Below are 21,793 nucleotides of genomic sequence, written 5' to 3'. Positions count from 1 at the left end.
GGATCGATTTACCGCTGCGCCGATCAGTTGATCTTCGGCGAAGCGGCAGCGCGTCGCGCCTCCAGCCCGTACCGGGCGACCCACTCCGCCGTGGCCCTGATCCCGCCGAACGTGTAGAAGTGCAGCTTCAGTTCACCGTGCCGGGCGGGGTCGTACCGTGCGGCGAGCTCCTGGAGGAACCGGTCGGGGCCGGCGGTGCCGATGAGGTTGGTCAGGGAGAAGCCGTACTTCCGGGCTACGGAGGCGCTGGTGCCGACGCCGAAGCGGGCCGCGTAGGTCATCAGCCGGCGCACCCCGGCGGGCCCGGGGACACCGATGCGGACCGGCAGGTCCACGCCCCGCTCGCGTACGTCCTCGACCCAGGCGAGGACGGGATCGACGTCGAAGCCGAACTGGGTGATGACGCCGCCGCCCAGCCCGCCCCGCTCCAGGGCGGCGTGCTTGTCCCGGAGCGCCGACCACAGGGTGGCGTCCGGGATGGCCGGGTGGCCTTCCGGGTAGCCGCAGACTCCGGCGTGCCGGACGCCGTAGCGCTGGAGCAGTCCGGTGCGGATGACGGAGAGCGCGTCGGGGAAGGGGCCCTCGGGGGTGGCGGGGTCGCCGCCGACGACGAAGACGTTCTCCGCGGTGCCGTCGGCGCACAGGCCGTCGAGGAAGGCTTCGAGGTCGGCCCGTGAGGCGAGGCGCCGGGCGGAGATGTGCGGCACGGGGACGAAGCCGAGCCGCTTCACCGCCCGGGCGGCCGCGAGGCGCATCGCGAGGTCCTCGTTGCCCAGGAAGGTCACGTTGACGCGAGTGCCGGACGGGATGACGTCCTGGGCCTCCTCCAGCCGTGTGACGTCCTTGCCGGTCATTTCGAGGGAGAAGTCCTCCAGCAGCAGGGTGTCTGCCGCCGTAGGGGCCGGGCAGGCGGGGTTCATCGTGCTCCAGTGGGTCGGCTCGGGCGTCGCGGCGGTAGAGCGTACGTGGTCCGAGCGGTGACCCGCTCAAGGGGGCCCGCCGGTCAGGACACCGGAATCGCGGCCAGCCACTCGGTGAGGATCCGGTTGACGTCCTCGGGGCGTTCCTGCTGGATCCAGTGACCGCAGCCGTCGAGGATGTGCGAGGAGACCAGCCCGGGCAGCGTGCTCGGATACGCCGCGATCGCGTCGGCCAGCCAGCTGGTGGCGGCGTCGAGCGCCCCGCCCACGAACAGCGACGGCTGCACGAGGGGCGCGCCCGCGTGACCGGCCAGGTCCGCCCAGTCCCGGTCCATGTTCCGGTAGCGCGCCAGCGCCCCCGTCATACCGGTCCGCTCGAACTCGGCGGCGTAGACGTCCAGCACGTCCTCGCTCAGCCACTGCGGCTTCCGGCCTACGGGGAACCGGTCCCGCAGGGTCCCGCCGCGACCGACGAAGTGCGGCGCCGGTGCGTCCGGCCCCGGCATCGTGTCGGCCGACAGAGCGGCGTAGAACCCCGCGAGCCAGCCGCGCACATCGGGTTCGATCTCCGTCTCGGCCCGCCCGGGCTCCTGGAAGTAGGAGACGTAGAACTCCTCCCCGCCCATCTGCGCGAAGACCTCGCTGGGCTTGGGTCCGCCGGGCGGGGTGTACGGCACGCTCAGCAGTCCGACCGCCCGGAAGACTTCGGGCCGGAGCAGGGCCGAGGTGGCGGCGATGTGCGCACCCCAGTCGTGCCCGACGATCACCGCGGACTCCTCGCCCAGGGCGTGCACGACGGCGACGCAGTCCTCCACCAGTTCGAGCACCCGGTAGGCCTCGACGGCCGCGGGCCGCGAGGAGCGCCCGTACCCGCGCACATCCACGGCCACCGCCCGGTACCCGGCCGCGGCCAGCGCGGGCAGCTGGTGCCGCCAGGAGTACCAGGACTCCGGAAAGCCGTGCACGAGCACGACGAGCGGCCCGCTGCCCTGCTCCACCAGATGGATCCGACCGGCGGGCGAGGGCACGAGACGGTGAGTGAAATCGGCGACGGTCGTCACTGGCATGGATCCTCCCGGGCGTCGTACGGGGTGACCTCGATCGTGCAGGGGCGGGGACGCCGGGGGCGAGGGTTGTTGCCGGTTCGGCAAGCGGCGGTAAAGGCGGGCGCACGACGTTGACGGGGTCTGACAGTCGGACTTGCTCCCCGCCTATTCGGTGCCGCCTGAGTGTCGAATACGCCGCTCCCCGATCGACGCAAGAGTGAAGCACCCCGCCCCCGGGACCACCGCCCCCGACCACAGGAGCACCCCGTCATGAAGGTAACCGCGGACCTGGCCATCTCCCTCGACGGCTACATCGCCGGCACCGATGTCACCCTCGACAACCCGGGAGGCAACGGCGCCGAGCCGCTCTTCGAGTGGATTCACCATCTGGCGAGCTGGCGGGAGCGCCAGGGGATGAGCGGGGGTGCGGAGAACCGCGACTCCGAGCTGATGCGCGAGTGGTTCGACGCCACCGGGGCGGTGGTGATGGGCCGGATGATGTACGACACGGGCGAGGAGTTCTGGGGCGAGAACCCTCCGTTCCGGACGCCGGTGTTCGTGCTCACCCACCGCCCCCGGCCGACCCTGGTCAAGGAGGGCGGCACCACGTTCACCTTCGTCACCGACGGCATCCACAGCGCCCTGGTCCGGGCCAGGGCCGCCGCCGGGGACCGGAACGTCGACATCGCGGGCGGTGCGAGCACGGTGCGGCAGTACCTCAGGGAGGGGCTGATCGACGAGCTGCAACTGCACGTCGTGCCCGCGCTCCTCGGAGCGGGGCTGCGGCTCTTCGAGGGACCGGGCCTCGGACCGCGCGCCCTCCAGCCGGTCAGGGTGGTCGACACGCCCCTCGCCACCCACCTGAAGTACCGCTTCGCGCACTGACCCGACCCTGCTCACCGAGGCGGACCCGCTCGGACGTACGGTGTCGGCGTGACTGAGGTCGAGATCGTGGCGCGGGTGCCAGTCGGTGGCGGACATCCGGTCGAGCGGCTGGTGTGCCATCCGCGGCTTCCTCTGCTCGCCGGCCTGGACTCGCAGCGTCCGGCGGTGCACATCTGGGACTGCGCAGACGGGCAGTTGCGCGAACTGGGGACCGTCGGCGCCGAGTCGGAGGTCTACGGCGATGCCTTCGGGTGGGAGCGGTTCACCCGCACACCGGCCGTGGCGTGGCATCCGCACCAGCCGCTGCTCGTGGCGGCCTACGAGGGCAAGGTGGTGCGCTGGACGCCCGTCGGACTCACCGACCTGGAAGGCCCCCCGCCCACCGCCCGCTACCGCGACCTGGCCTTCAGCCCGAGCGGCAGGACGCTGTGGGCGGCGCCGTCCTCACGCGACGACGACAACGCCTGGGAGAACTCCGACGTCATCGACCCCGCTTCGGGAACCGTCACCACCGGCCCGCGCTGGGACACCGGGGTCGCGGAGCACCCGGCCGGAGGGCTGGTGACCACGCTCCACAGCGACCAGGGCGCGACGCTCGCACTCTTCGCACGGGTCGACCACGAGAGCGAGCCCGCCGCCATGCGCGTGCTGCGCCGGGCCCTGGTCCTGGACGTCGACGGCTACGAGACACCGGTCTTCAGCGCGGACGGACGCCACCTCGCGATCCGGGGCAACGCCTACGGCAACACCCTGGAAGTGTTCGAGTTCCCCTCCCTGCACCGCGTTCTGGCGACGACCCTCGGCGAACCCAGCCCCGGTTACCCCTACCCGCAGGAGTGGCTCGACGAGATGCGCTCCTGGTCGCGTCACAACATCGCGTTCGGCGCCCGACCCGGCGTGCTCTGGGTCGGAACACCGACCGGGACGCTCGTCGAACTCGACGTCGCCGGTCAGCAGGCGGTCGAGCACGACGTCCTGGCCGGCTCCCCCGTGACCGGGCTGTGCGCCATGCCGACAGGCCAGTTGACCCTCGCGAGCGGTGACAGCGAGCTGCTCCTGCTGTCCGTGGGCGCTGCCCGGACCGCGGAGGGCGAGCCGTCGCCGACCACGGTCGCGGCCTTCCTCTCCGCCACCTCCGAGATCCCCGTCGACGGCGGTGACTTGGAGACCCACCTGGTCATGACCGACGGATCCCGCACCTGGGAGCCGGACGACCTGGAGTCGGTGACCACCGCGACCTCGGCGGACCCGACCTGGCTGCAACTTCAAGCGGCCATCAACAACGCACGAGAACAGGGGAAATGACGGCTCGTCAGGGAGCGGCGGGGCCTGTCACGTACCGCCCCTGCTCGTCGTAGGGCCAGACATTGGGCACGCACCCGTGCATCCCCTTGATCTGCTGCATCATCGCGGGGGCCGGCTGCCCCGGCCCCGGACAGCCCACGTGGCCGTGGCCGAGGAAGTGACCCACCTCGTGATTGATGATCAGAGCGCGGTAGGCGGTGACGTCCTCGGCGTACACGGGCGTTGCGAGCAGCCAGCGCTCCAGGTTCACCATCACGTTCTTCGCCACGTTGCAGTTGTACTCGCCGCCCGTCTCCAGCCCGTACTGCCCGCAGATCCGGTCCACGGTCCCCGGGGTCGCGACCCGGACGACGAAGTCGGTCGGACCGCTCGACACCCGCTGGAACGCCGAACGGCCGTCCGCCGTCCAGCCGCGCCGGTCGGCCAGGATGCCCTCCACCTGCCGGGCGACGTCCGCGGCGGAGAGGTCGAGGCCGTCCTCGATCTCGACCTGGTAGCGCAGGGCGGTTCCCGTTCCCACCTTGGCGCTGCCGCCGGACGCGACGGTGAACGTGCCCGGCCCGGTGGAGGGCACAGCGGGCTCGGACGGGGAGGCGGGCGCGGAGGAGCGGCTGGGCGACGGGGTCGGCCGGGACGTACGGGCCGGACCGGTGGAGTCGGACGCGGCGGGCCCGACAGCACCCGCGCCACCGGACTGCACCCCGTCAACGACCGCGAACCCGGCGGCCCCCAGGACGGCCAGCGCGGTCAGCCCTCCCCACAGCGGCCCCTTCCGCCCACGCGGAGAGGCATGCGATCGCCGGCTCCGACGACGGCCACGGACGGAAGGTGATGTGTGCGTGGTCATGGACGTCAGGCTGTGATCGCCATGTGATGGGACCTGGCCCAAGCAATAACGAAAAGATAACGGGCGGCCCGCGGCGGCTCTATATGATCATCCGGTAACAAAGTCACGAGCACGCCTACGGCCTGCGGATACTGATCCCATGCCACGCGTTCTGCTGATCGAAGACGACCGTGCCGTGCGGGAGGGAGTCGCCCTCGCCCTGCGCCGCCAGGGCCACGAGGTCACCGCCGTCGAGACCGGCGAGGACGGTCTGGAGCGGGTGCGGTCGTTCCGGCCGGACGTCGTGGTGCTGGACCTGATGCTGCCCGGCATGCCCGGCCTTGACGTGTGCCGTGGGATGCGCGCCCTCGACCAGACCCTGCCGATCATCATGGCCACCGCGCGGGGCGACGACGAGGACATCGTCGTCGGACTGGAGGCGGGAGCCGACGACTACGTCGTCAAGCCCGTGCAGGCCCGGGTGCTGGAGGCCCGTATCCGCGCCGTCCTGCGCCGATCGTCCGGCACCCCCGCCGACGGCGGCATACCGAAGATCGACACCTACGGCGACCTGACCGTCGACCGGGCCGGACTCTCGGTCACCCGACACGGCACGCCGATAGCGCTCGCCCCGTCCGAACTCCGTCTCCTGCTGACCCTTTCCGCCTCCCCCGGCCAGGTCTTCAGCCGACAGCAACTGCTGGAAGCAGTCTGGGAGCACAGCTACCACGGGGACGCACGACTGGTGGACGCCTGCGTCAAACGGCTGCGCGCCAAGATGGGCGAACCGCCGCGCGAGCCCCGCTACATCCAGACCGTGCGCGGCTTCGGCTACCGGTTCGCGGCACGGTGAAGCGCCTCCGCCTCCCCCAACTGCGCGGCCTGCGCACGCGGTTGGTCGTGGCCTTCGCTCTCGTCGCCGCCCTGACCGCCGCTACTACGGGCGCCCTGACCTTCCGCGAGGCCCGCACCGGAGTGCTCCAGCAGAGCCAGGACACCGTCATCCAGCAGCTGCGCACCCAGGTCAACCAACTCGCCCCGCAACTCAGCTTCCCACCGCGCGAATTCGAGCTGCGCCGGTTCGCCACGGACATCGCCCGCGCCGAACCCTCCGGCACCTGGCGCCTGTTGGCCACCTACGGCGACCTGAGCGCCACCTCCGTCCCCGACGACCCCTTCGAGGAACTGACCCCCGCCGTGCGCGAAGCGGTCAACTCCCGCCTGGCCACCGTCTTCCAGCGAGTGACCAGCGGCGACCGCACCTCCCTCGTCGTCGGCATGTCGGTCACCTTCGCCGAACCCCCCAAGGAGGGCTCCTACGACTCCGGCGTCCAGGTCTTCCTGACCGTGCCGCAGACCACCGAACGGGCCTACGTCGACGCCCTGGTCTCCGCGGTCGAACGAGCCACCGTGGCCGCCCTGGTCCTGGCCGTCCTGCTGGCGCTGCTCGCCGCGCGCGGGGTCCTGCGCCCGGTACGGGCCCTGCGCAGCGCCACCCGCAGCATCGCCGAGGGACGACTGGACACCCGCCTCACCGTCAACGGCTCCGACGAACTCGCCGACCTGTCACACACGTTCAACGAGACCGCCGCCGCCCTGGAGGAATCGGTGGCCGAGCTGCGCGGCATGGAGGCCCGGGCCCGCCGGTTCGCCGCGGACGTCTCCCACGAACTGCGCACCCCCCTGGCCGCCATGTCCGCGGTCACCGATGTTCTCGACGAGGACGCCGCCCGCCTCGACCCGGACACGGCCACCGCGGTCCGCCTGATCAGCGAGGAGACCGTGAAGCTGGCCCGGCTGGTGGACGACCTCATGGAGATCTCCCGGTTCGACGCGGGCGTCGCGGTACTGCACCTGGACGAAATCGACCTCGCCGAATCGCTACGGCGCACCCTCGCCGCCCGCGCCTGGACCGACCTCGTGGACACCGACCTGCCCCCGCCCGACACCCTCCGCGGCCGCGTCGACCCACGCCGCCTCGACATCGTCGTCGCCAACCTGGTGGGCAACGCTCTCCGCCACGGCGCGCGCCCCGTCGCACTCCGCCTATACGGGGAGGGGGAACGGATGGCCGTCATCGAGGTACTGGACAGCGGCCCCGGCATCCCCGACCACGTCCTGGCCCACGTCTTCGAACGCTTCTACAAGTCGGACACCGCCCGCACCCGCACCGAGGGCAGCGGCCTCGGCCTCGCCATCACCGCGGAGAACGTCCGCGTACACGGCGGCACCATCCACGCGACGAACCGCCCCACCGGAGGCGCCGCGTTCACCGTCCGGCTCCCCCTGCCCGGCACCGAGGAGAACCCCCGATGAAGCGACCCGCGCTGCTCCTCCTCCCAGCCCTCTGCACCCTCACTTCCTGCGCCATCCCCGCCACCGGCGTCGTCGAGGCAGGAGGCCCCGCAAGCGGAATCACCCCGACAACCCACGTCTACTACGTGGCGAACGGCACCCTGATCGCCGTACCCCGCCAAACCTCCGCCCCCGGCGACATCGAGTCGGCCCTGCAACTGCTGCTCCAGGGCCCGACGGACGTGGAACGAAGAAAGCGCATCACCACCCACCTCCCGCTGCCCATGGCCGCACCAACCCCCGCCACAGCCGCCCCACAGCGGCCCACCTCCCCCTACACCCTCACGGCGACAGCGAAGGACGACCGCATCTCCATCGAACTCTCCCCCTCCACGGTCGACTTGACCGACCTCGCCGCCGCCCAGATCATCTGCACGGCCGTCGCCGCCCAGCACATCACCGACCCGTCCGCCGAACCGACTCCGGTGAGCGTCATGGGCGCCAACGGCCGACGTGTGGAGGGGGCGGGTGTGGAGTGCCCTGACGACTAGCTGCTCCCCCGACACAACCCTTCCGGACGACTGTCACCCCTCAGCGGCCGAACCCTCCCGCAACCAATGGGCGGCAACGGCAAGCAGTTGGGTGACGCCGATCTCGATGGTGGGGTCGGGGATGGGGGCGTAGAAAGGTGAGTGGTTGGCGGGGACGGTGTCGGGCAGGCCGCGTTCCAGGAGCTCGTCGGGGTCGGTGAGGCCGGCGAAGAGGGCCGGGTCGGCGCCGCCGAACTGCCAGAAGACGGAGGGGACGCCGAGGGCGGTGCCGAAGGTGCCGAAGTCCTCGCTGCCGTTGAGGGGCTGGGGCAGGGGGACGACGTGGTCGTCGCCGAGGACTTCGGCGAGGCGGGCGTGGACGATCGCGTTGGCGTCCGGGTCGTTGACGGTGACGGGGAAGGAGTCGAGGCGGGTGAACTCCGGGTCCTTGGGAGCGTTGGAGGCGGCTGCCTCGGCGCGGACGATCCGCTCGACCGCGGCCAGGAGCTTCTCGCGGACCGCAGGGGTGAAGCTGCGGATGTTGATTTCCATGTCTGCGGTCTCGGGGATGATGTTGACCTTGGTGCCGGCGTGGATCGAGCCGACGGTGACGACCGCGGCCTGGGAGGCGCTGATCTCGCGGGACACGATGGTCTGGAGGCGCATCACGATCGCGGCAGCCATGACGACCGGGTCGATCGACATCTCGGGGGCGGAGCCGTGACCGCCCCGCCCGAAGAGGCGGACGCGCAGGTTGTCCGAGGCCGCCATGAACGGGCCGGGGCGGGTGACGGCGTAGCCGACAGGGGCCGAGAAGACGTGCTGGCCCAGGCAGATCTCGGCGCGCGGGAAGCGGTCCAGGAAGCCGTCCTCGATCATGGCGGGGGCGCCGCCGACCTCTTCGGCGGGCTGGAAGACGGCGACGACCGTCCCGGACCAGTGCGCGCGGGTGGCGGCGAGCTGGGCGGTGGCGCCGAGGAGGCAGGTGACGTGCATGTCGTGGCCGCAGGCGTGCATGACGGGCACCTCCTTGCCGTCCGGGTCGGTGCCGGTGGCGGTGGAGGCGTACGGCAGACCGGTCTCCTCCTTGACGGGGAGGCCGTCCATGTCGGCACGGAGCAGGATGACCGGGCCCTCGCCGTTCGTGAGAACGCCTACGACTCCGGTGCGGCCTACGCCCTCGGTCACCTCCCAGCCCTGCTCGCGGAGTCGGGCCGCGACGATGGCGGCGGTGCGGAACTCCTGGAAGGACAGCTCGGGGTGGGCGTGCAGGTCCTTGTAGAGGTCTCGCAGGCCGGGTAGTTGGTCGGCGAGGCCGGTCAGCAGGGGTGCGGTGGAGAGGTCGGTGGCGGTCACTGGGACTCCTTGGTGTCGGGTGTGCGGGGCGGGAGGGGAAGGCGGAGGGCGGCACGCAGGGCGTCCGCGGTCTGCGGTGTGGCGACGGCCATCACGGCGGCGAGGAGCGCACCGAGGGCGAGGAAGGCGAAGGCTGCTTCGAAGGAGAGGGTGTCGGCGATGACGCCCATGACCGGTGGAGTGGCCATGCCGGCGATCTGGCCGCCGACGACGATGACGGCGCTGCCGACTCCGACGTACTCCGTGGGGAGCCCGCGCAGGGGGACGGCGAAGATCGGCATGTAGGTCAGGGCCGCGCTGGTGACGGCGAGGGTGCCGAAGAGGACGAACCAGGTGAGCGAGGTGGAGTAGGCCATCAGCGGCAGGCTGAGCGCGGTGAGGGCCATGCCCGGCACGATGATCTTGCGGTGGTGGCCTTCGAGGCGGTCCACGAGGCGGCCGCCGATGATCGTCGCCGCGGCGCCTCCGGCGACCGGGAAGACGGTGAGGAGGCCGGCCGAGGTGAGGGAGATCCCGCGCTCTTCGCTGAGGTAGGTGGGGACCCAGGTGTTGAGTCCCCAGATGATGGTGCTGTAGCCGAGCATGATCAAGGAGAAGCGCCACAGGACCCCTTGGCGGAGCATGGCTGTCGCCGCCGGGCGGGAGGCCGGGGCTTCGGGCTCCGGTTCGGCCTGCGGCAGGGGAGCCGGTAGCCAGGCGCGCATGGCCACCACGACGAGCACGCCCAGAGCGGCGGTGGAGAAGAAGGCCGAGCGCCAGCCGAAGACGGCGATCAGCGGAGGGACGAGGAGCGCGGTCAGCAGGCCGGCCAGGGCGTTGGAGCTCATGATCACGCCGTTGGCGCGCATCCTGCCCTCGGGCGTGGTCCGCTCGACCAGCACCTTCATAGAGGCGGGCGGGAAGACGCCTTGAGCCGTACCGAACGCGAGACGGAGGGCCAGGAGGACGACGAAGGACCAGGCGAAGCCGGTCAGGGCGGTGAACACCGACCAGGCGACCAGCGCCCAGAGCGCCACCCTGCGGGCTCCGAGGCGGTCGGCGAGCATCCCGCCGGGGATCTGCGCGAGCGCGTAGGCGAGGAAGAACGCGGAGACGACCAGGCCCTGTTGCCCGTGGTCGAGGTGGAACTCGCGGCCGATGGAGGGCAGGACGAGGTTGATGACGAGCCGGTCGACGTAGTCGATGAGCCAGGCGGCGAAGAGCAGCGCGACGGTGGTGCGCACGACCCGCGAGGTCGACGCGGCGGGAACCGCACGAGCGGGAGCAGACATGGCGCTCCTCTCAGATCAGGCGGAGGGGGTGGCGGAACCGCGAAGTGGCCCTACGATGCAGCTCATGATCGAGGCATCCGCGAAAACGCCGGAATCCGGCTTTCTCCCCACCGCTGTCCAGGAATCCGGCGGTGAGGCACGTCTGGACGGCGGCCCGGTCGAGTTCACCGAACAGGACTTCGTGCTGCTCGACGCCCTCCAGGCGGCGCCGCGCGCGCCGTGGTCCCGGATCGGCCGGGCGCTGGGGGTGGACGCCACGACGGCCGCCCGCCGCTGGGAGCGACTGCGGGCCGGCGGGCTCGCCTGGGTGACGGCGTACGACGCGGCGAAGGGGTCGGTGGTGGCGTTCGTGGAGGTCAGCTGCCGCCCGAACGCCCTTGAGGCAGTGAGTGCGGCGGCCTGCGCCCTGCCGTGGGTGTTCAGCGTCGACGAGACCGCCGGCAACCACGACCTGCTGTTGTCGGTGGCGGCGGCCGACGCGTACTCCCTCGGCCGCGCGGTCCGGCGGAGCATCGGCGGCATCAAGGGCGTGCGGCGTGCGCGGATCCGGTTCGGGATCCGGCTGTACAGCGAGGGCGGCGACTGGCGGATCCGGGCCCTGGACGCGGCGGGGCGCGACGAACTCGGCGCCCCACTGCCGCCGCGCCCGACGTCGTACGCCACGCGCGGCCGGCCCGGCATGTCGGCCGAGGACGAGCTGCTGATCACGGCGCTCGGCGAGGACGGACGGCTGGGCTGGGCGTCGCTGGGGGCGCGGACGGGCCTGGGCGAGTACACCGCCCGGCGCCGGGTGCAGCGCATGCTGCGCGAGGGCGCCGTCACGCTGCGCTGCGACTTCGCGCAGCCGCTGGCCGGACTGCCCACCGGCGTCTTCTACCGGATGACCGTCCCGCACGCCCAGCAGGACGAGACGGCCTGCGCGTTGGCCCGGCTGCCGCAGGTCCGCCTGTGTGCGGCCGTCAGCGGACCGTACGACCTGCTCGTCCAGGTGCTGTTGCCCGGCATGGAAGGCATCCACGCCTTCGAAACGCTGCTGGGCGAGCGGTTCCCGGCGCTGGAGACCAGGGACCGCACGGTGTTGCTGCACACGCCCAAGCGGATGGGCTGGCTGCTGGACGAGCGGGGGCGGGCTGTCGGTCGCAGGCCGCTCGCCCCGCCGGCGCCGTGACCCGGCGGCTTACCAGACCGGCTTCCGCAACCCCCAGTTCGTGGCCTGCTCGAAGGCGCGGCCGGCCCGTAGAACGGGCAGTTCGCCGCGATGGCGTCCGACCAGCTGGACCCCGACGGGCAGCCCGTCCGGGGTGAACCCGGCGGGGATGCCGAGCGCCGGGCAGCCGGTGGCGGAGACGTAGTACGCGGACTTCATCCAGTCCAGGTAGTCGCTCATCGCGACCCCCGCGACCTCGGTCGGGTACTCGATGTCCACGGGAAACGGCGGGAGTTGGCTGACGGGCAGTACGAGGAGGTCGTACCGGCCGAAGAACTCCCGCATGCGGTGGAAGAGTTCGGTGTGCAGGATTTCGGCGCGGCCGAGGTCGGCGCCGGACAGCCGCAGCCCGAACTCGACGTTCTCGACCAGGGTCTCCTTCACCTGGTGGCGATGGGCGTCCAGGGCGGGCCCGAGCGCGGTGGCCATCTGCCAGCCGCGCAGGGTACGGAAGGCCTCGTCCGCCCCGCTGAAGTCCGGGCAGTCCCGTTCGACCGTACAGCCGAGGTCGGTGAAGACCCCGGCCGCCGCCTCGACCGCCGAGGCCACCTCGGGTTCGACCGGCACCGCACCGCCCAGGTCCGGCGACCAGGCGACCCGCAGCGACCGCACGTCGTCGGCGAGGGGCGCGGCGAACACGGACGGGTCCTCGTCGAGCGAGATCGGGCAACGCGGATCGGGCCCGGCCATGACCGACAGCAACAACGCCACATCCTGGACCGTGCGGGCCAACGGGCCCTGGACGACCTGCGTCGCCCACGGCGTGATGTTCGGCCACAGCGGCACCCGCCCGGGCGAAGGGCGCAGCCCCACGACATTGTTGAAGGAGGCCGGGTTGCGGATCGAGCCGCCCATGTCGCTGCCGTCGGCGAGGGGGTGCAGGCCCGCCGCGAGTGCGGCGGCCGCTCCCCCGCTGCTGCCACCGGCCGAGCGCGTGCGGTCGTACGGGTTCCGGGTCGGCCCGAACAGCGGGTTGAAGGTGTGCGAACCGGCCCCGAACTCCGGCACGTTGGTCTTGCCGATGGTGATCGCTCCGGCCGCGCGCATGCGCTCGATGCTGATGTCGTCGTGCTCGGGGACGTACTCGGCGAGGACCGGCGAGCCGTGCGTGGTGCGGATGCCGGCGGTGTTGTGGGTGTCCTTGTGCGCGACGGGCAGGCCGTGCAGCGGTCCGACCTCCTCCCCGCGCGCGAGACGGTCGTCGGCGTCCGCGGCCTCCTTGAGGGCCTGTTCGGCGGTGAGGGTGACGATCGCATTGATCATGGGGTTGAGCTGTTCGATCCGTTCGAGGTGTGCGGTGACCACCTCGCGGGCGGACAGGTCGCGATCGCGCAGGCGGCGGGCCAGCTCGGAGGCGGTGGCGTCGCAGATCTCGGGGTGCAGGGGTTCGGTCACGGGTGGTCTCCGGTGCGGCGGGAGGCGGCGGAGGGCGTGGGTCGGTCAGGTCAGGACGCGCGGACAGGGCCGTACGACCACGGTCGCACGGCTTCCAGGGCCTTGCCGATCCGGAAGACGGTCGGGTCGTCGTAGGGATGGCCGACGATCTGGAGCCCGATGGGCAGACCCCAACTCGACATGCCGGACGGGACGTTGAGGACCGGGCAGCGGTTGTTGATGTTGAACGGGTTGGTCATCGCGCTCCACATGGTGTCGGCCACCTCTTCGCCGTGGACGACGACCTTGTCGCCCGCGAGGTCGTCGCCCGCGTGCCAGCCGGGGATCGCGGTGGTGGGGCAGATCAGGGCGTCGAATCCGGTCATGGCGGTGGCGAGTTGGCGCTGGAGGCGGTGTTCGGCGCGCAGGGAGTCGAGATAGGTGACCTGGGTGCGGGCGTAGGTCATGAGGTCGGCGAAGGCCGCAGCGTACGGGCTGAGCAGCTCGCGGTGGGCTTCGGCGGCCTCGATGACCAGGCCGCCGAAGATCGTGGAGAAGTGGCCGGCGATCGCGGTGAGCAGGTCGAGGTGGGTCCAGGGCAGAGTGATCTCCTCGACTGCGGCTCCGGCGTCGGCGAGGGCCCGGGCCGCTGCCCGGGTTTCGGCCTCGACCTCGGGGTGGACGTCGTACTCGCCGAGGCGCACGCACAGGGCGATCCGGGCGCCGGTGACGTCCTGGTAGGAGGTGGGCAGGGTGAGCTTCGGGGCGATGGTGGCGTGGTCGCGCGGGTCCGGGCCGGACAGGACGTTCTGGAAGGCGATGGTGTCGTCGACCGTGCGGGCCATCGGGCCGTCGCCGCGGTAGTGGTCGGCGACGAGCACGCCCATACCGGGGTTGCGGCCGTACGGGGCCTTGAAGCCGACCGTGCCGGTGAACGCGGCCGGGATGCGGGTGGAGCCGCCGATGTCGGAGGCCGAGGCGAGCAGGGTCGTACCGGCCGCGAGGGAGGCGGCCGAGCCGCCGGAGGAACCGCCGGGGGTGAAGTCCGGGTTCCAGGGGTTGCGGGTGATGCCCCACATGCGGGAGTGGGTGTAGGTGGCGAGGGAGAACTCGGGGGTGGCGGTACGGGCGTGGATGATGCCGCCCGCGTCGAGGATCCGGTCGACGACGGGGGCGTTCTCGGCGGCCGTCTCGCCCTGCCGGGTGAGGGAGCCCTCGGTCAGGGAGCGGCCGGCGATCGCATGCTTCTCCTTGGCCGCCACCGGGATGCCCTCCAGCGGGCGGGGTGCCAGGCCGCCCTTGCCCAGGTAGCGGTCCTCGGCGTGCCGGGCCTGGGCCAGGGCCTCGTCGAAGAGCCGCTCGGTGAAGGCGTTGATCCGCGGTTCGAGCTTCTCGGAACGGTCGATGACCGCCTGCATCAGCTCGACGGGGGACACCTCGCGGGCGGCGAACAGGCGCATCGCCTCGGTGGCGCCGAGGTAGCAGAGGTCGTCGTAGGCGCTGGGTGGCATGGGCATTCCCCTCTCGGTCGCGCCCCGGGGATGCCCACGGGCCGGACGGCTGACAGTGCCGCAAGGATCCTCGACGCTCCCGTCCGCCCGGCCGAATTGCACGGATCCGACAGGGAGGGGCTGCCGAACGCCGGAAATGCCGGGCCGCGCTGCAGACGAGCGCCGCGCGGACCGCCTGTCGGTGGACCCGCCTCACTCCCCCGGCTTCGCCGTGAACCGCTCGCCGAGTTCGTGGCTGCGCCGGGCCGCTGCTGTTCAACCCGGTGGTCTGCCTCTGCCTCCCCGAGGGCGTCGGTTTCGTGCTCCGCGACGCGCCCGCACGGCTTCTTCAGAAGACCTGATCGGAGGTCATGGGTGGGTGGCGGCCAGGTAGATGCGGTTGGCGACCTCCTGGGCGGTCCGGGCGAAGGCGCGGATGTGCGGGGCGGTGTTGGACTTGAGCCAGACGGGGGCCCATTCGATCGGCGGGGCGTCGGAGAACGGGATGAACACGACGTCGGGGCGGGTGTAGAACCGGGTGACCTGCGCGCCGACGATGTACCCGCCGCTGCCCGCGCCGATGAGTTGCAGCGCCTCCTGGAAGGTCTCGAACGACGGACCGCCGGGGACGGCCCGGCCACGGGGCGTGCGCTCGGGCCAGCGGTCCGACGGCCAGTCACCGGGCAGGGCGCCCGCCAGCCGTAGGAGCGGGATGTCGGCGAGGTCTTCCATGGTCACGCTCTTGCGGCGGGCCAGGGGATGACCGATCGGGACGGCCAGCATCCGGGGTTCGGAGATCAGCACCGGGCCGATGACCAGGTCGGGCCCGGTGAGCGGCAGGCTCAGGAGGAGGACGTCCACGTCACCCGCGCGCAGTCGGGCGACGGCGTCGATGATCTGGGCCTCCCGAACGTGGACCGGGCAGTCCGGCCGGCGTTCGGGGAACAGGTCACGTGCTTGGTGGGCGACCTGTCCGGTGGCGGCGCCGACGAAGCCGACGCGCAGCGCGCTACTCGTCCGCCGAACGCTGTCGATTGCGTGGTCGAGGCCGGCCTGGATCTGTTCGTAGCCCGGTCGAATGTCGTCGTGCAGTCGGTGGCCGAGCGGCGTCAGGCGGACGCTGCGGTTGGTGCGCTCGAACAGCGGCGCACCGATGTGCCGCTCCAGCTTCTTGATGGTCTGGCTGATCCGGCCGGTCGTGACGTGCAGGCGCTCGGCGGTACGTCCGAAGTGCAGCTCCTCGGCAAGCGTGAGGAACGCTTCGAGTTCCAGGCGTTCGAGCACCAGGCCCCCCTTGGTTCTTGATCCGGTGTTGAGCCCGGCTAAACGTGGGTTCCATTATCGGGCGTTGTTCGAGTCGATCTTGCCGAGCAGTCTGGTCGGGACGGCGTGCACGGCACGATTCCCGGCCGGACGCCGCATCACTCTGCTCTGTCCTGAACCAAGGAGAATGCTGTGGGCAAGATCGTCGCCCTGACCTACCTGTCGCTCGACGGCGTCATGGAGAACCCCGCCTGGACCGGCCCGTACTTCAACAGCGACCACGCCAAGTACGCCCACGGCCAGCTGTTCGCCGCCGAAGCCCTCCTGCTGGGCCGGGTCACCTACGAGGGCATGGCCGCAGCCTGGCCGCGGATGGAGGCGTCCGAGGGCGACTTCGCCGTACGGATGAACACCCTCCCCAAGCACGTCGTCTCCACCACCCTCCAGCAGGCGGAGTGGAACGCCACCGTGGTCCGCGGTGACCTGGCCACCGAGATCGCAAAGATCAAGGACCAGTACGCGGGCGACATCCTGATGTACGCCAGCGGTGACCTGACGAACTCTCTGATCGAACTCGGGCTCGTCGACGAGCTCAAGCTCTGGATTCACCCCGTCGTCGTCGGCAAGGGCAAGCGCCTCTTCCCCGACGGCGCCCCCGGCACGTCATGGACGCTCGCCGGCACCACGGCCTTCGGCTCCGGCGCCGTGGTCCTGGATCTCCGGCCCGCCGAGCAGGAGTAGACCTGCACCGACCCCGGGCTCTGCGCGGCCGTCACCGACCGGCTCGCCTTCCGCTGCACCCTGATCGGGACCGGCACCGAGGCCTGTCGTCTGCAGAGACAAGTCGGGTGCAGTCTCCTGGGCGGGTTCCTCGGATGCCGGGTGGTCCGGACCGCCGGTCGGGGCGGCGGCACGCAGCGCCGCTTCGACCCGGCGGTTGCTGGTCATGGATGCCGTGACGGCCGTCATCGCCAGGAGGAGGCCGGCGGCGGCGTAGAGCGGGGTGCGGACGTCGTAGGTGGTGGCCAGCCAGCCGCCGAGGAAGGCCCCGACGGGGGCGGCGCACATGGCCAGCATGCGGGAGGTGGAGGCGACCCGGCCCATGAGGTGGGCCGGGACGATCGCCTGCCGGAGGGAGGGCGCGAGCACCATCGTGGCGCCCATGCCGGCCCCGCAGACGGCGAGCGCCAGCCCGGCCACGTACGGGTTCGGGGCAGCGGCAAGGCCGAGGATGGCGAGCCCTTCGACGGCGGCCGTGCAGGTCAATGCGGTGCCGGTGCCGAGTCGTCGGCCGAGGTAGGAGGCGATGCCCGCACCGAGCAGACCGCCGGTGGCCTCCGCCGTGAGGAGCAGGCCGAAGCCGTAGGCGTCGATGCCGAGGCGGTCGTGCGCGAAGAGGGCGAGGACGGTCTCCACGGCGAGGAAGGCGACGTTCCCGACCGCCGGGCGCAGCGCGAGCCCGAGCAGCACCCGGTCCCGGAAGACGTACGAGGCACCGGCCCGCGCCTGCCGGAGCAGCGACTCGCGGGCCTCCGGCACGGGCCGGGGCATGGCGGGCAGCGACCGTACGAGCAGTGCGGAGAGCAGGAACGACACCGCGTCGGCGAGCAGCGGAACCGCCCGCCCGAGTGCGAGGAGCGCGCTGCCCGCGGGCGGCCCGGCGAAGCCGGACATGGCGGTCTGGGCGCCGCGCAGGCGGGAGTTGGCGCGCTCCAGGAGTGCCGGGTCGCGGCGGAGCAGATCCGGCAGATAGGCCGTGGCGGCCGTGTCGAAGAAGAGTCCGCCGAGGCCGAGCAGGAAGGCGACGGCCGCGAGCAGCCCGATGCTCAACACGTCGAGCGCGGCCGCCGCCGCGGGTATCGCGAGCAGCACCGCACGTGCCGTGTCCGCGACCCACATCGTGCGCCGGCGGTCCCAGCGGTCCACCAGCGCACCGCCGAGCACCCCGAAGAGCAGCCATGGCAGCGTCCCGGCTGCGGTGACGACGGCGAGCGCCATCGGATCCCGCGTCAACGTCAACGCGATCAGCGGCAGCGCGGCATGCGACACCCCGTCACCGAGCGAGGAGATCGTCTGCGCGGTCCACAGCCGTCCGAACCCGGTCGGCAACTTCCGAACGTCCGAGGTCACTTGGCGTCCCCCTCGGTCTGCCGGCGCGGTGCCGGGTGGAACAGCGCGAAGACGAGTGACGCGTCCGGCAGCGAGGGATCGGACAGCTCCCGGTACTCGTCCGCCAGCGCCTGCAGCCGCGCCCCGAGCTCTGCGAACTGCTCCTCGGTGAGCCGCAGATGCGCCATCCGTACATGCCGCTCGCCGTCCGCCGGCGACGCCTCCAGGTCCGCCACCGCGTGCCGCATCAGCACATCCGGCCCTCCCTCGCCCGGATCCGGCAGCTCGATCGACCGGGCGGCCATCGCGTAGTACCGCTCGGTGACACCCCGCACCTTCCGCGTCCGCACCACCTTCACCAGGCCGGCCCGCTCCAGCAGCCGCACGTGATAGCTGGAACTCCCCTTCGCAAGGCCCACTCGCTCGGCGATCTGCGTGATGGTCGCGGGCTCGAAGCGGAGCACGGCCATGATCCGGTGGCGCGTCAGGTTGGAGACGGCGCGCAGCTGTTCGTCCGTGGTGACGTGAAACGTCTCGGGAAGGTCATCGGCAGGCATGCGAGCAATGGTCAACGATTCTTGACCATTGCGCAAGGGGATTACGCACGGAGACCGGACACTCGGTGTCCACTAGGATTGAAGAGTTCTTCAATTCGCTAGTTGCCGTGTCAGGCAGATCCACTCGGGTACTGCCACGTTGTGCAAGGAAACGAGGAGGTTGCCGGGTGGGCGGGTTTCCCGAGGCTCTGCTGGAGCGCGTGCGGGTCGCGCGAGCCGGCCTTGCGGCCGCGCTGAAGGCCGAGGACGCCTACGAGGTGGCGGTGGCGCAGGACGAGCTCGACGACGCGGTGCGGATAGCACGGTCCAATGGCATCGAGATCGACATCGAGGCGGACGCCCCGGCGGAGGCGGAGAAAGAGTGATCGGGATGCAGGTACCGCTGTACGAGGCGAAGGCCGAGTTCTTCCGCATGCTCGGCCACCCGGTGCGCATCCGCGTGCTGGAACTGCTCCAGGACGGGCCGAAGCCGGTGCGCGACCTGCTGGCCGCGATCGAGATCGAGCCGTCCAGTCTGTCGCAGCAGCTGGCGGTGCTGCGCCGCTCCGGGATCGTCACCGCGACCCGCACCGGCTCGACGGTCGTCTACGAGCTGGCCGGCGGCGACGTGTCGGAGCTGCTGGCCGCCGCCCGGCGGATCCTGTCCGTGCTGCTGGCCGGGCGCCAGGACCTGCTCGCCGAATTGCGCGGAATGGAACCGTCCCTGTGACAGGCGGCGTCGGCCGGTTCCGGATGCCGTGGCACCGGGGCAGGCCCGCGGCGGCCGTCGAGCACGTACGACCGCCGGTACGAAGGCACGTCGCCTCCGTACCGGTGGGGCCGAACGCGGTGCGCGAGGCGCGGGAAGCAGTGGCCGCGCACTTCGCCGAGACGGGCATCGCCCCCGGGTCCGCTTTCGCGGACGCGGTCCTGCTTGTGCTGAGCGAGCTGGTCACCAACGTGCTGCGGCACGCCCCGCACTCGTCCATGACCGACGTGGGGATCACGGTCGCCGGCGACCAGCTGGTCCTCAGCGTCGCGGACGCCGAGCCACGTCTTCCGGACCTCACGCTCGAAGGCATGGGCGCCGGACTCCGGATGGTCGCCGAACTGGCCGCCCACTACGACGGGGATCTGAGCGCCGAACCCGCCGTCCACCATGACGGCAAGGTTGTCCTCGTGCGGTTCGAGATCCCGTTGTAGGCGCCGCGCGCCCTGGGAAGCCCTCAAGCTGCCATCGAACATTCGGAGTCGGACGTACCAGGCGCCTGGCAGGATGCGCTGATGATCTCCTTCTCACCCGTGCCTCCCGTCGTACCGGCCGGCCGTATGGCCCAGAAGCCGCAGCCCGTGCTCGGCCTGCCCGGCGGGCTGGAGCTGCGTCCCTGGGATGCGCGCGACGCCGACGCGCTCATGGCCGCGGGGCAGGATCCCGCCATCCGGCTGTGGAACCGGCTGGTCGTGGAGTCGGCGGAGCACGCGCGGCTGAGGATCGAGCGGATGCGGCGGCGCTGGCAGGATGAGCAGGCCGCGATCTGGGCCATCGCGCGGGCGGGCGGCGGAGAGGCCGTCGGCCTGATCGGTTGGGGGGACATCGACCTCAATGAGGGCGGTGCGGAGCTCGTCTACTGGCTCCTGCCGGCGGTGCGCGGTGGCGGTGTCGCGGTCGAGGCCACCAGGCGTGTGAGCCGATGGGCCTTGGAGGAGCTGGGCCTGCACCGCCTCCGGCTGTGTCATGCGGTCGAGAATCCGGCGTCCTGCAGGGTGGCGGAGAAGGCCGGTTACTCCTTCGAGGGCACCATGCGCAGTGCCCTGCTGCACGAGGACGGATGGCACGACGAGCATCTGCATGCCCTCGTCCAGGGCGACCTGTAGGCGGCGTCCGCCGGCCTTGACCGTCACAGGTCGTTGCCGGCGTACGACAGATTGAAGCTCTTGTTGGTCAACGGGAAGTCCGGAACGATCGTGTCCGTCAACGCCACCGGCAGCGCGGGCCAGTTGAAGAAGGACGGGTCGACAGGCTTGACCCGGGCCAGGGTGCCGTCGAGGGCGAGTTCGACGCGGGTGGCGATGGTGCCGCGCCATCCCTCCACGAGGCCCACCCCTGTGCCGGGGCCCGCTCCGGGCGCGAGGGGCGGGCCCAGCACCGTACTTGGGGCGCTGAGTCCTTCGGCGAAGTGCTCGATCAGGGCGAGGGAGGTGTCAATCTCCTCGGCGCGGACCAGGAAGCGGGCCAGGACGTCGCCGCTGTCGTGCAGGGATACGGCGAACTCATCGCCGTAGGCCGTGAAGGGGTGGGCGAGGCGGGCGTCGTGGGCAAGGCCGCTGGCGCGGGCGACATAGCCGAGGCAGCCGATCTCCCGGGCGGCGGCGGTCCTCAGAATGGCGGTGCCGGTGAAACGGTCGCGGACGGTGGAGTGGCCGAGGGCGAGGTCGGTGATCTCGCGGATGTCCTCGCCGATCGCCGTCAACCGCGCCGGGTCGGGCAGGGCCCGCAGGGCCGTGCCTCCGGGGACGACTCCGCCGCGCAGGAGGCGGTGGCCGGTGATCTCCCGGTTGAGGCGCAGGAGTTGTTCGCGGACGCGCTGGGCGTGGGCGTTGAGGATGCCGTGGCCGACGTCGTTGCAGAGCATGCCGAGGTCGGCGATGTGGTTGTGGATGCGCTCCAGTTCCAGCAGCATCGCGCGGGCCCGCTGTGCCTCGGCGGGGACCTCGGTGCCGGTGGCCTCCTCCACGGCCAGGCAGTAGGCCAAGGCGTGGCCTACTGCGGTGTCGCCGCTGATGCGTTCGGCCAGCGGGAGGCCGGCGGCGATGGAGCGGCCCTGGAAGAGCTTCTCAATACCTTTGTGGACGAACCACAACCGGGCCTTGAGCTTGAGGATGGTCTCGCCGACGACGGAAAAGCGGAAGTGACCGGGCTCGATCAGCCCGGCGTGCACCGGGCCGACCGGAATCTCGTAGACACCGTCGCCCTCCACTTCCAGGAAGGGGTACGGCCCCTCCTGCTCGCCGAAGGCGGGCGGAGGCCCGGCGTCGGGGCGCATCGGGTACCAGCCGCGCGGCCAGTGGAAGTGGCGTACGAGGCGGCGAGGGAGGGGGTGGTCGAGGGGGACGATGCCGAACAGGTCGCGCATCTCGCGTTCGAACCGGCCTGCCGGGAAGGAGAGATGGGCGAGGGTCGGTACCTCGGGGCGGTCGGGGTGGAGTCGGACGTGGAGTTCGGTGCGCGTGTCGGGCGGACCGGAGGTGAACAGGTACACCACGCGTGGGCCGGTCTCGTCGATGTGCGCGGCGACCAGGGCGAGTCGGTGCCCCCGGGTGAGCAGTTCCTCGGCGTGCTGGGGCAGTGTGGCCGGGCTGACCTCGAACGTTGTGCGCAT

General features: G+C 71.5%; 22 protein-coding genes. 11 read left to right on the top strand and 11 right to left on the bottom strand.

The window, feature by feature from the left end:
- Positions 1-23: 23 nt before the first annotated feature.
- Positions 24-920: a methylenetetrahydrofolate reductase gene (locus AB0Q90_RS11160; protein ID WP_363160402.1), complete on the bottom strand. Its 897-nt coding sequence runs from the start codon at positions 918-920 to the stop codon at positions 24-26.
- An 83-nt stretch (positions 921-1,003) separates the two neighbouring features.
- Entirely contained in the window at positions 1,004-1,987 is a 984-nt protein-coding gene (locus AB0Q90_RS11155) for an alpha/beta hydrolase (RefSeq protein ID WP_363160401.1), read from the bottom strand.
- 249 nt (positions 1,988-2,236) lie between these two features.
- Here AB0Q90_RS11155 and AB0Q90_RS11150 point away from each other — a divergent pair, with 249 nt between their 5' ends.
- Positions 2,237-2,851: a dihydrofolate reductase family protein gene (locus AB0Q90_RS11150; protein ID WP_363160400.1), complete on the top strand. Its 615-nt coding sequence runs from the start codon at positions 2,237-2,239 to the stop codon at positions 2,849-2,851.
- A 48-nt stretch (positions 2,852-2,899) separates the two neighbouring features.
- A complete protein-coding gene (locus AB0Q90_RS11145) occupies positions 2,900-4,156 on the top strand; it encodes a hypothetical protein (protein ID WP_363160399.1) in 1,257 nt (418 codons plus the stop codon).
- Between the two features lie 7 nt (positions 4,157-4,163).
- Here the strand turns inward: AB0Q90_RS11145 and AB0Q90_RS11140 are convergent, their stop codons facing one another.
- On the bottom strand, positions 4,164-5,003 hold the full coding sequence (locus AB0Q90_RS11140; protein WP_363160398.1) for a DUF3152 domain-containing protein: 840 nt from the start codon (positions 5,001-5,003) through the stop codon (positions 4,164-4,166).
- 139 nt (positions 5,004-5,142) lie between these two features.
- Here AB0Q90_RS11140 and AB0Q90_RS11135 point away from each other — a divergent pair, with 139 nt between their 5' ends.
- Genes AB0Q90_RS11135 through AB0Q90_RS11125 form a run of 3 tightly spaced genes read left to right on the top strand, consistent with a single transcriptional unit; the run spans position 5,143 to position 7,828 of the window.
- On the top strand, positions 5,143-5,835 hold the full coding sequence (locus AB0Q90_RS11135; protein ID WP_363160397.1) for a response regulator transcription factor: 693 nt from the start codon (positions 5,143-5,145) through the stop codon (positions 5,833-5,835).
- Positions 5,832-7,298 (top strand): ATP-binding protein, encoded by a 1,467-nt coding sequence (locus AB0Q90_RS11130; protein ID WP_363160396.1) that lies wholly within the window; start codon positions 5,832-5,834, stop codon positions 7,296-7,298. The genes AB0Q90_RS11135 and AB0Q90_RS11130 overlap by 4 nt, the downstream gene beginning before the upstream one ends.
- A complete protein-coding gene (locus AB0Q90_RS11125) occupies positions 7,295-7,828 on the top strand; it encodes a hypothetical protein (protein WP_363160395.1) in 534 nt (177 codons plus the stop codon). Before AB0Q90_RS11130 ends, AB0Q90_RS11125 begins: the two co-directional genes overlap by 4 nt.
- A gap of 33 nt (positions 7,829-7,861) precedes the next feature.
- On the opposite strand, the gene AB0Q90_RS11120 is transcribed toward AB0Q90_RS11125, so the two are convergent.
- Positions 7,862-9,130 carry an amidohydrolase gene (locus AB0Q90_RS11120; protein ID WP_363160652.1) on the bottom strand — a complete coding sequence of 423 codons (1,269 nt, stop codon included), beginning with the start codon at positions 9,128-9,130 and terminating at the stop codon, positions 7,862-7,864.
- A gap of 29 nt (positions 9,131-9,159) precedes the next feature.
- Complete coding sequence (locus tag AB0Q90_RS11115) at positions 9,160-10,434, bottom strand: MFS transporter (protein WP_363160394.1); 1,275 nt, start codon at positions 10,432-10,434, stop codon at positions 9,160-9,162.
- A gap of 64 nt (positions 10,435-10,498) precedes the next feature.
- Between AB0Q90_RS11115 and AB0Q90_RS11110 the strand changes: the two genes are divergently transcribed.
- Entirely contained in the window at positions 10,499-11,602 is a 1,104-nt protein-coding gene (locus AB0Q90_RS11110) for an Lrp/AsnC family transcriptional regulator (RefSeq protein ID WP_363160393.1), read from the top strand.
- 9 nt (positions 11,603-11,611) lie between these two features.
- Here the strand turns inward: AB0Q90_RS11110 and AB0Q90_RS11105 are convergent, their stop codons facing one another.
- The 3 genes from AB0Q90_RS11105 to AB0Q90_RS11095 all read right to left on the bottom strand — a co-directional run bounded on the left by AB0Q90_RS11105 (position 11,612) and on the right by AB0Q90_RS11095 (position 15,789).
- Positions 11,612-13,036 carry an amidase gene (locus tag AB0Q90_RS11105; RefSeq protein ID WP_363160392.1) on the bottom strand — a complete coding sequence of 475 codons (1,425 nt, stop codon included), beginning with the start codon at positions 13,034-13,036 and terminating at the stop codon, positions 11,612-11,614.
- Positions 13,037-13,086: 50 nt separating this feature from the next.
- Positions 13,087-14,526: an amidase gene (locus AB0Q90_RS11100; RefSeq protein WP_363160391.1), complete on the bottom strand. Its 1,440-nt coding sequence runs from the start codon at positions 14,524-14,526 to the stop codon at positions 13,087-13,089.
- A gap of 348 nt (positions 14,527-14,874) precedes the next feature.
- Positions 14,875-15,789: a LysR family transcriptional regulator gene (locus AB0Q90_RS11095; RefSeq protein WP_363160390.1), complete on the bottom strand. Its 915-nt coding sequence runs from the start codon at positions 15,787-15,789 to the stop codon at positions 14,875-14,877.
- 171 nt (positions 15,790-15,960) lie between these two features.
- Between AB0Q90_RS11095 and AB0Q90_RS11090 the strand changes: the two genes are divergently transcribed.
- Positions 15,961-16,509, top strand: coding sequence for a dihydrofolate reductase family protein (locus AB0Q90_RS11090; protein WP_363160389.1), 549 nt, complete (start codon positions 15,961-15,963; stop codon positions 16,507-16,509).
- Here AB0Q90_RS11090 and AB0Q90_RS11085 read toward each other — a convergent pair.
- A complete protein-coding gene (locus tag AB0Q90_RS11085) occupies positions 16,432-17,898 on the bottom strand; it encodes an MFS transporter (RefSeq protein WP_363160388.1) in 1,467 nt (488 codons plus the stop codon). The two genes, AB0Q90_RS11090 and AB0Q90_RS11085, sit on opposite strands and share 78 nt — an antisense overlap.
- The gene (locus AB0Q90_RS11080) at positions 17,895-18,434 is read right to left on the bottom strand and encodes a helix-turn-helix domain-containing protein (RefSeq protein ID WP_363160387.1); all 540 of its coding nucleotides are present in this window, start codon (positions 18,432-18,434) and stop codon (positions 17,895-17,897) included. Before AB0Q90_RS11080 ends, AB0Q90_RS11085 begins: the two co-directional genes overlap by 4 nt.
- 200 nt (positions 18,435-18,634) lie before the next feature.
- Between AB0Q90_RS11080 and AB0Q90_RS11075 the strand changes: the two genes are divergently transcribed.
- From AB0Q90_RS11075 to AB0Q90_RS11060, 4 genes are all read left to right on the top strand, one after another.
- Complete coding sequence (locus tag AB0Q90_RS11075; protein WP_363160386.1) at positions 18,635-18,799, top strand: hypothetical protein; 165 nt, start codon at positions 18,635-18,637, stop codon at positions 18,797-18,799.
- A 5-nt stretch (positions 18,800-18,804) separates the two neighbouring features.
- Positions 18,805-19,143, top strand: a complete 339-nt coding sequence (locus AB0Q90_RS11070; protein ID WP_363160385.1) for a metalloregulator ArsR/SmtB family transcription factor — start codon at positions 18,805-18,807, stop codon at positions 19,141-19,143.
- Positions 19,140-19,616, top strand: coding sequence for an ATP-binding protein (locus tag AB0Q90_RS11065; protein WP_363160384.1), 477 nt, complete (start codon positions 19,140-19,142; stop codon positions 19,614-19,616). The genes AB0Q90_RS11070 and AB0Q90_RS11065 overlap by 4 nt, the downstream gene beginning before the upstream one ends.
- Positions 19,617-19,697: 81 nt before the next feature.
- Entirely contained in the window at positions 19,698-20,288 is a 591-nt protein-coding gene (locus AB0Q90_RS11060) for a GNAT family protein (protein ID WP_363160383.1), read from the top strand.
- 23 nt (positions 20,289-20,311) lie between these two features.
- On the opposite strand, the gene AB0Q90_RS11055 is transcribed toward AB0Q90_RS11060, so the two are convergent.
- Entirely contained in the window at positions 20,312-21,793 is a 1,482-nt protein-coding gene (locus tag AB0Q90_RS11055; protein ID WP_363160382.1) for an NADH-quinone oxidoreductase subunit C, read from the bottom strand.

The organism is Streptomyces sp. NPDC079141, from assembly GCF_040686775.1.
GTDB lineage: Bacteria > Actinomycetota > Actinomycetes > Streptomycetales > Streptomycetaceae > Streptomyces.
The sequence above is the reverse complement of the archived record's forward strand: the minus strand, read 5'-3'. Positions and strand labels throughout refer to the sequence as shown.

Bases quoted from the DNA above. Each gene is read 5' to 3' on its own strand.
- AB0Q90_RS11125 (WP_363160395.1), top strand. From the start codon at position 7,295: ATGAAGCGACCCGCGCTGCTCCTCCTCCCAGCCCTCTGCACCCTCACT.
- AB0Q90_RS11080 (WP_363160387.1), bottom strand. From the start codon at position 18,434: ATGCCTGCCGATGACCTTCCCGAGACGTTTCACGTCACCACGGACGAA.
- AB0Q90_RS11110 (WP_363160393.1), top strand. From the start codon at position 10,499: ATGATCGAGGCATCCGCGAAAACGCCGGAATCCGGCTTTCTCCCCACC.
- AB0Q90_RS11155 (WP_363160401.1), bottom strand. From the start codon at position 1,987: ATGCCAGTGACGACCGTCGCCGATTTCACTCACCGTCTCGTGCCCTCG.
- AB0Q90_RS11140 (WP_363160398.1), bottom strand. From the start codon at position 5,003: ATGACCACGCACACATCACCTTCCGTCCGTGGCCGTCGTCGGAGCCGG.
- AB0Q90_RS11060 (WP_363160383.1), top strand. From the start codon at position 19,698: ATGATCTCCTTCTCACCCGTGCCTCCCGTCGTACCGGCCGGCCGTATG.
- AB0Q90_RS11160 (WP_363160402.1), bottom strand. From the start codon at position 920: ATGAACCCCGCCTGCCCGGCCCCTACGGCGGCAGACACCCTGCTGCTG.
- AB0Q90_RS11150 (WP_363160400.1), top strand. From the start codon at position 2,237: ATGAAGGTAACCGCGGACCTGGCCATCTCCCTCGACGGCTACATCGCC.
- AB0Q90_RS11070 (WP_363160385.1), top strand. From the start codon at position 18,805: ATGCAGGTACCGCTGTACGAGGCGAAGGCCGAGTTCTTCCGCATGCTC.
- AB0Q90_RS11055 (WP_363160382.1), bottom strand. From the start codon at position 21,793: ATGCGCACAACGTTCGAGGTCAGCCCGGCCACACTGCCCCAGCACGCC.
- AB0Q90_RS11135 (WP_363160397.1), top strand. From the start codon at position 5,143: ATGCCACGCGTTCTGCTGATCGAAGACGACCGTGCCGTGCGGGAGGGA.
- AB0Q90_RS11100 (WP_363160391.1), bottom strand. From the start codon at position 14,526: ATGCCACCCAGCGCCTACGACGACCTCTGCTACCTCGGCGCCACCGAG.
- AB0Q90_RS11115 (WP_363160394.1), bottom strand. From the start codon at position 10,434: ATGTCTGCTCCCGCTCGTGCGGTTCCCGCCGCGTCGACCTCGCGGGTC.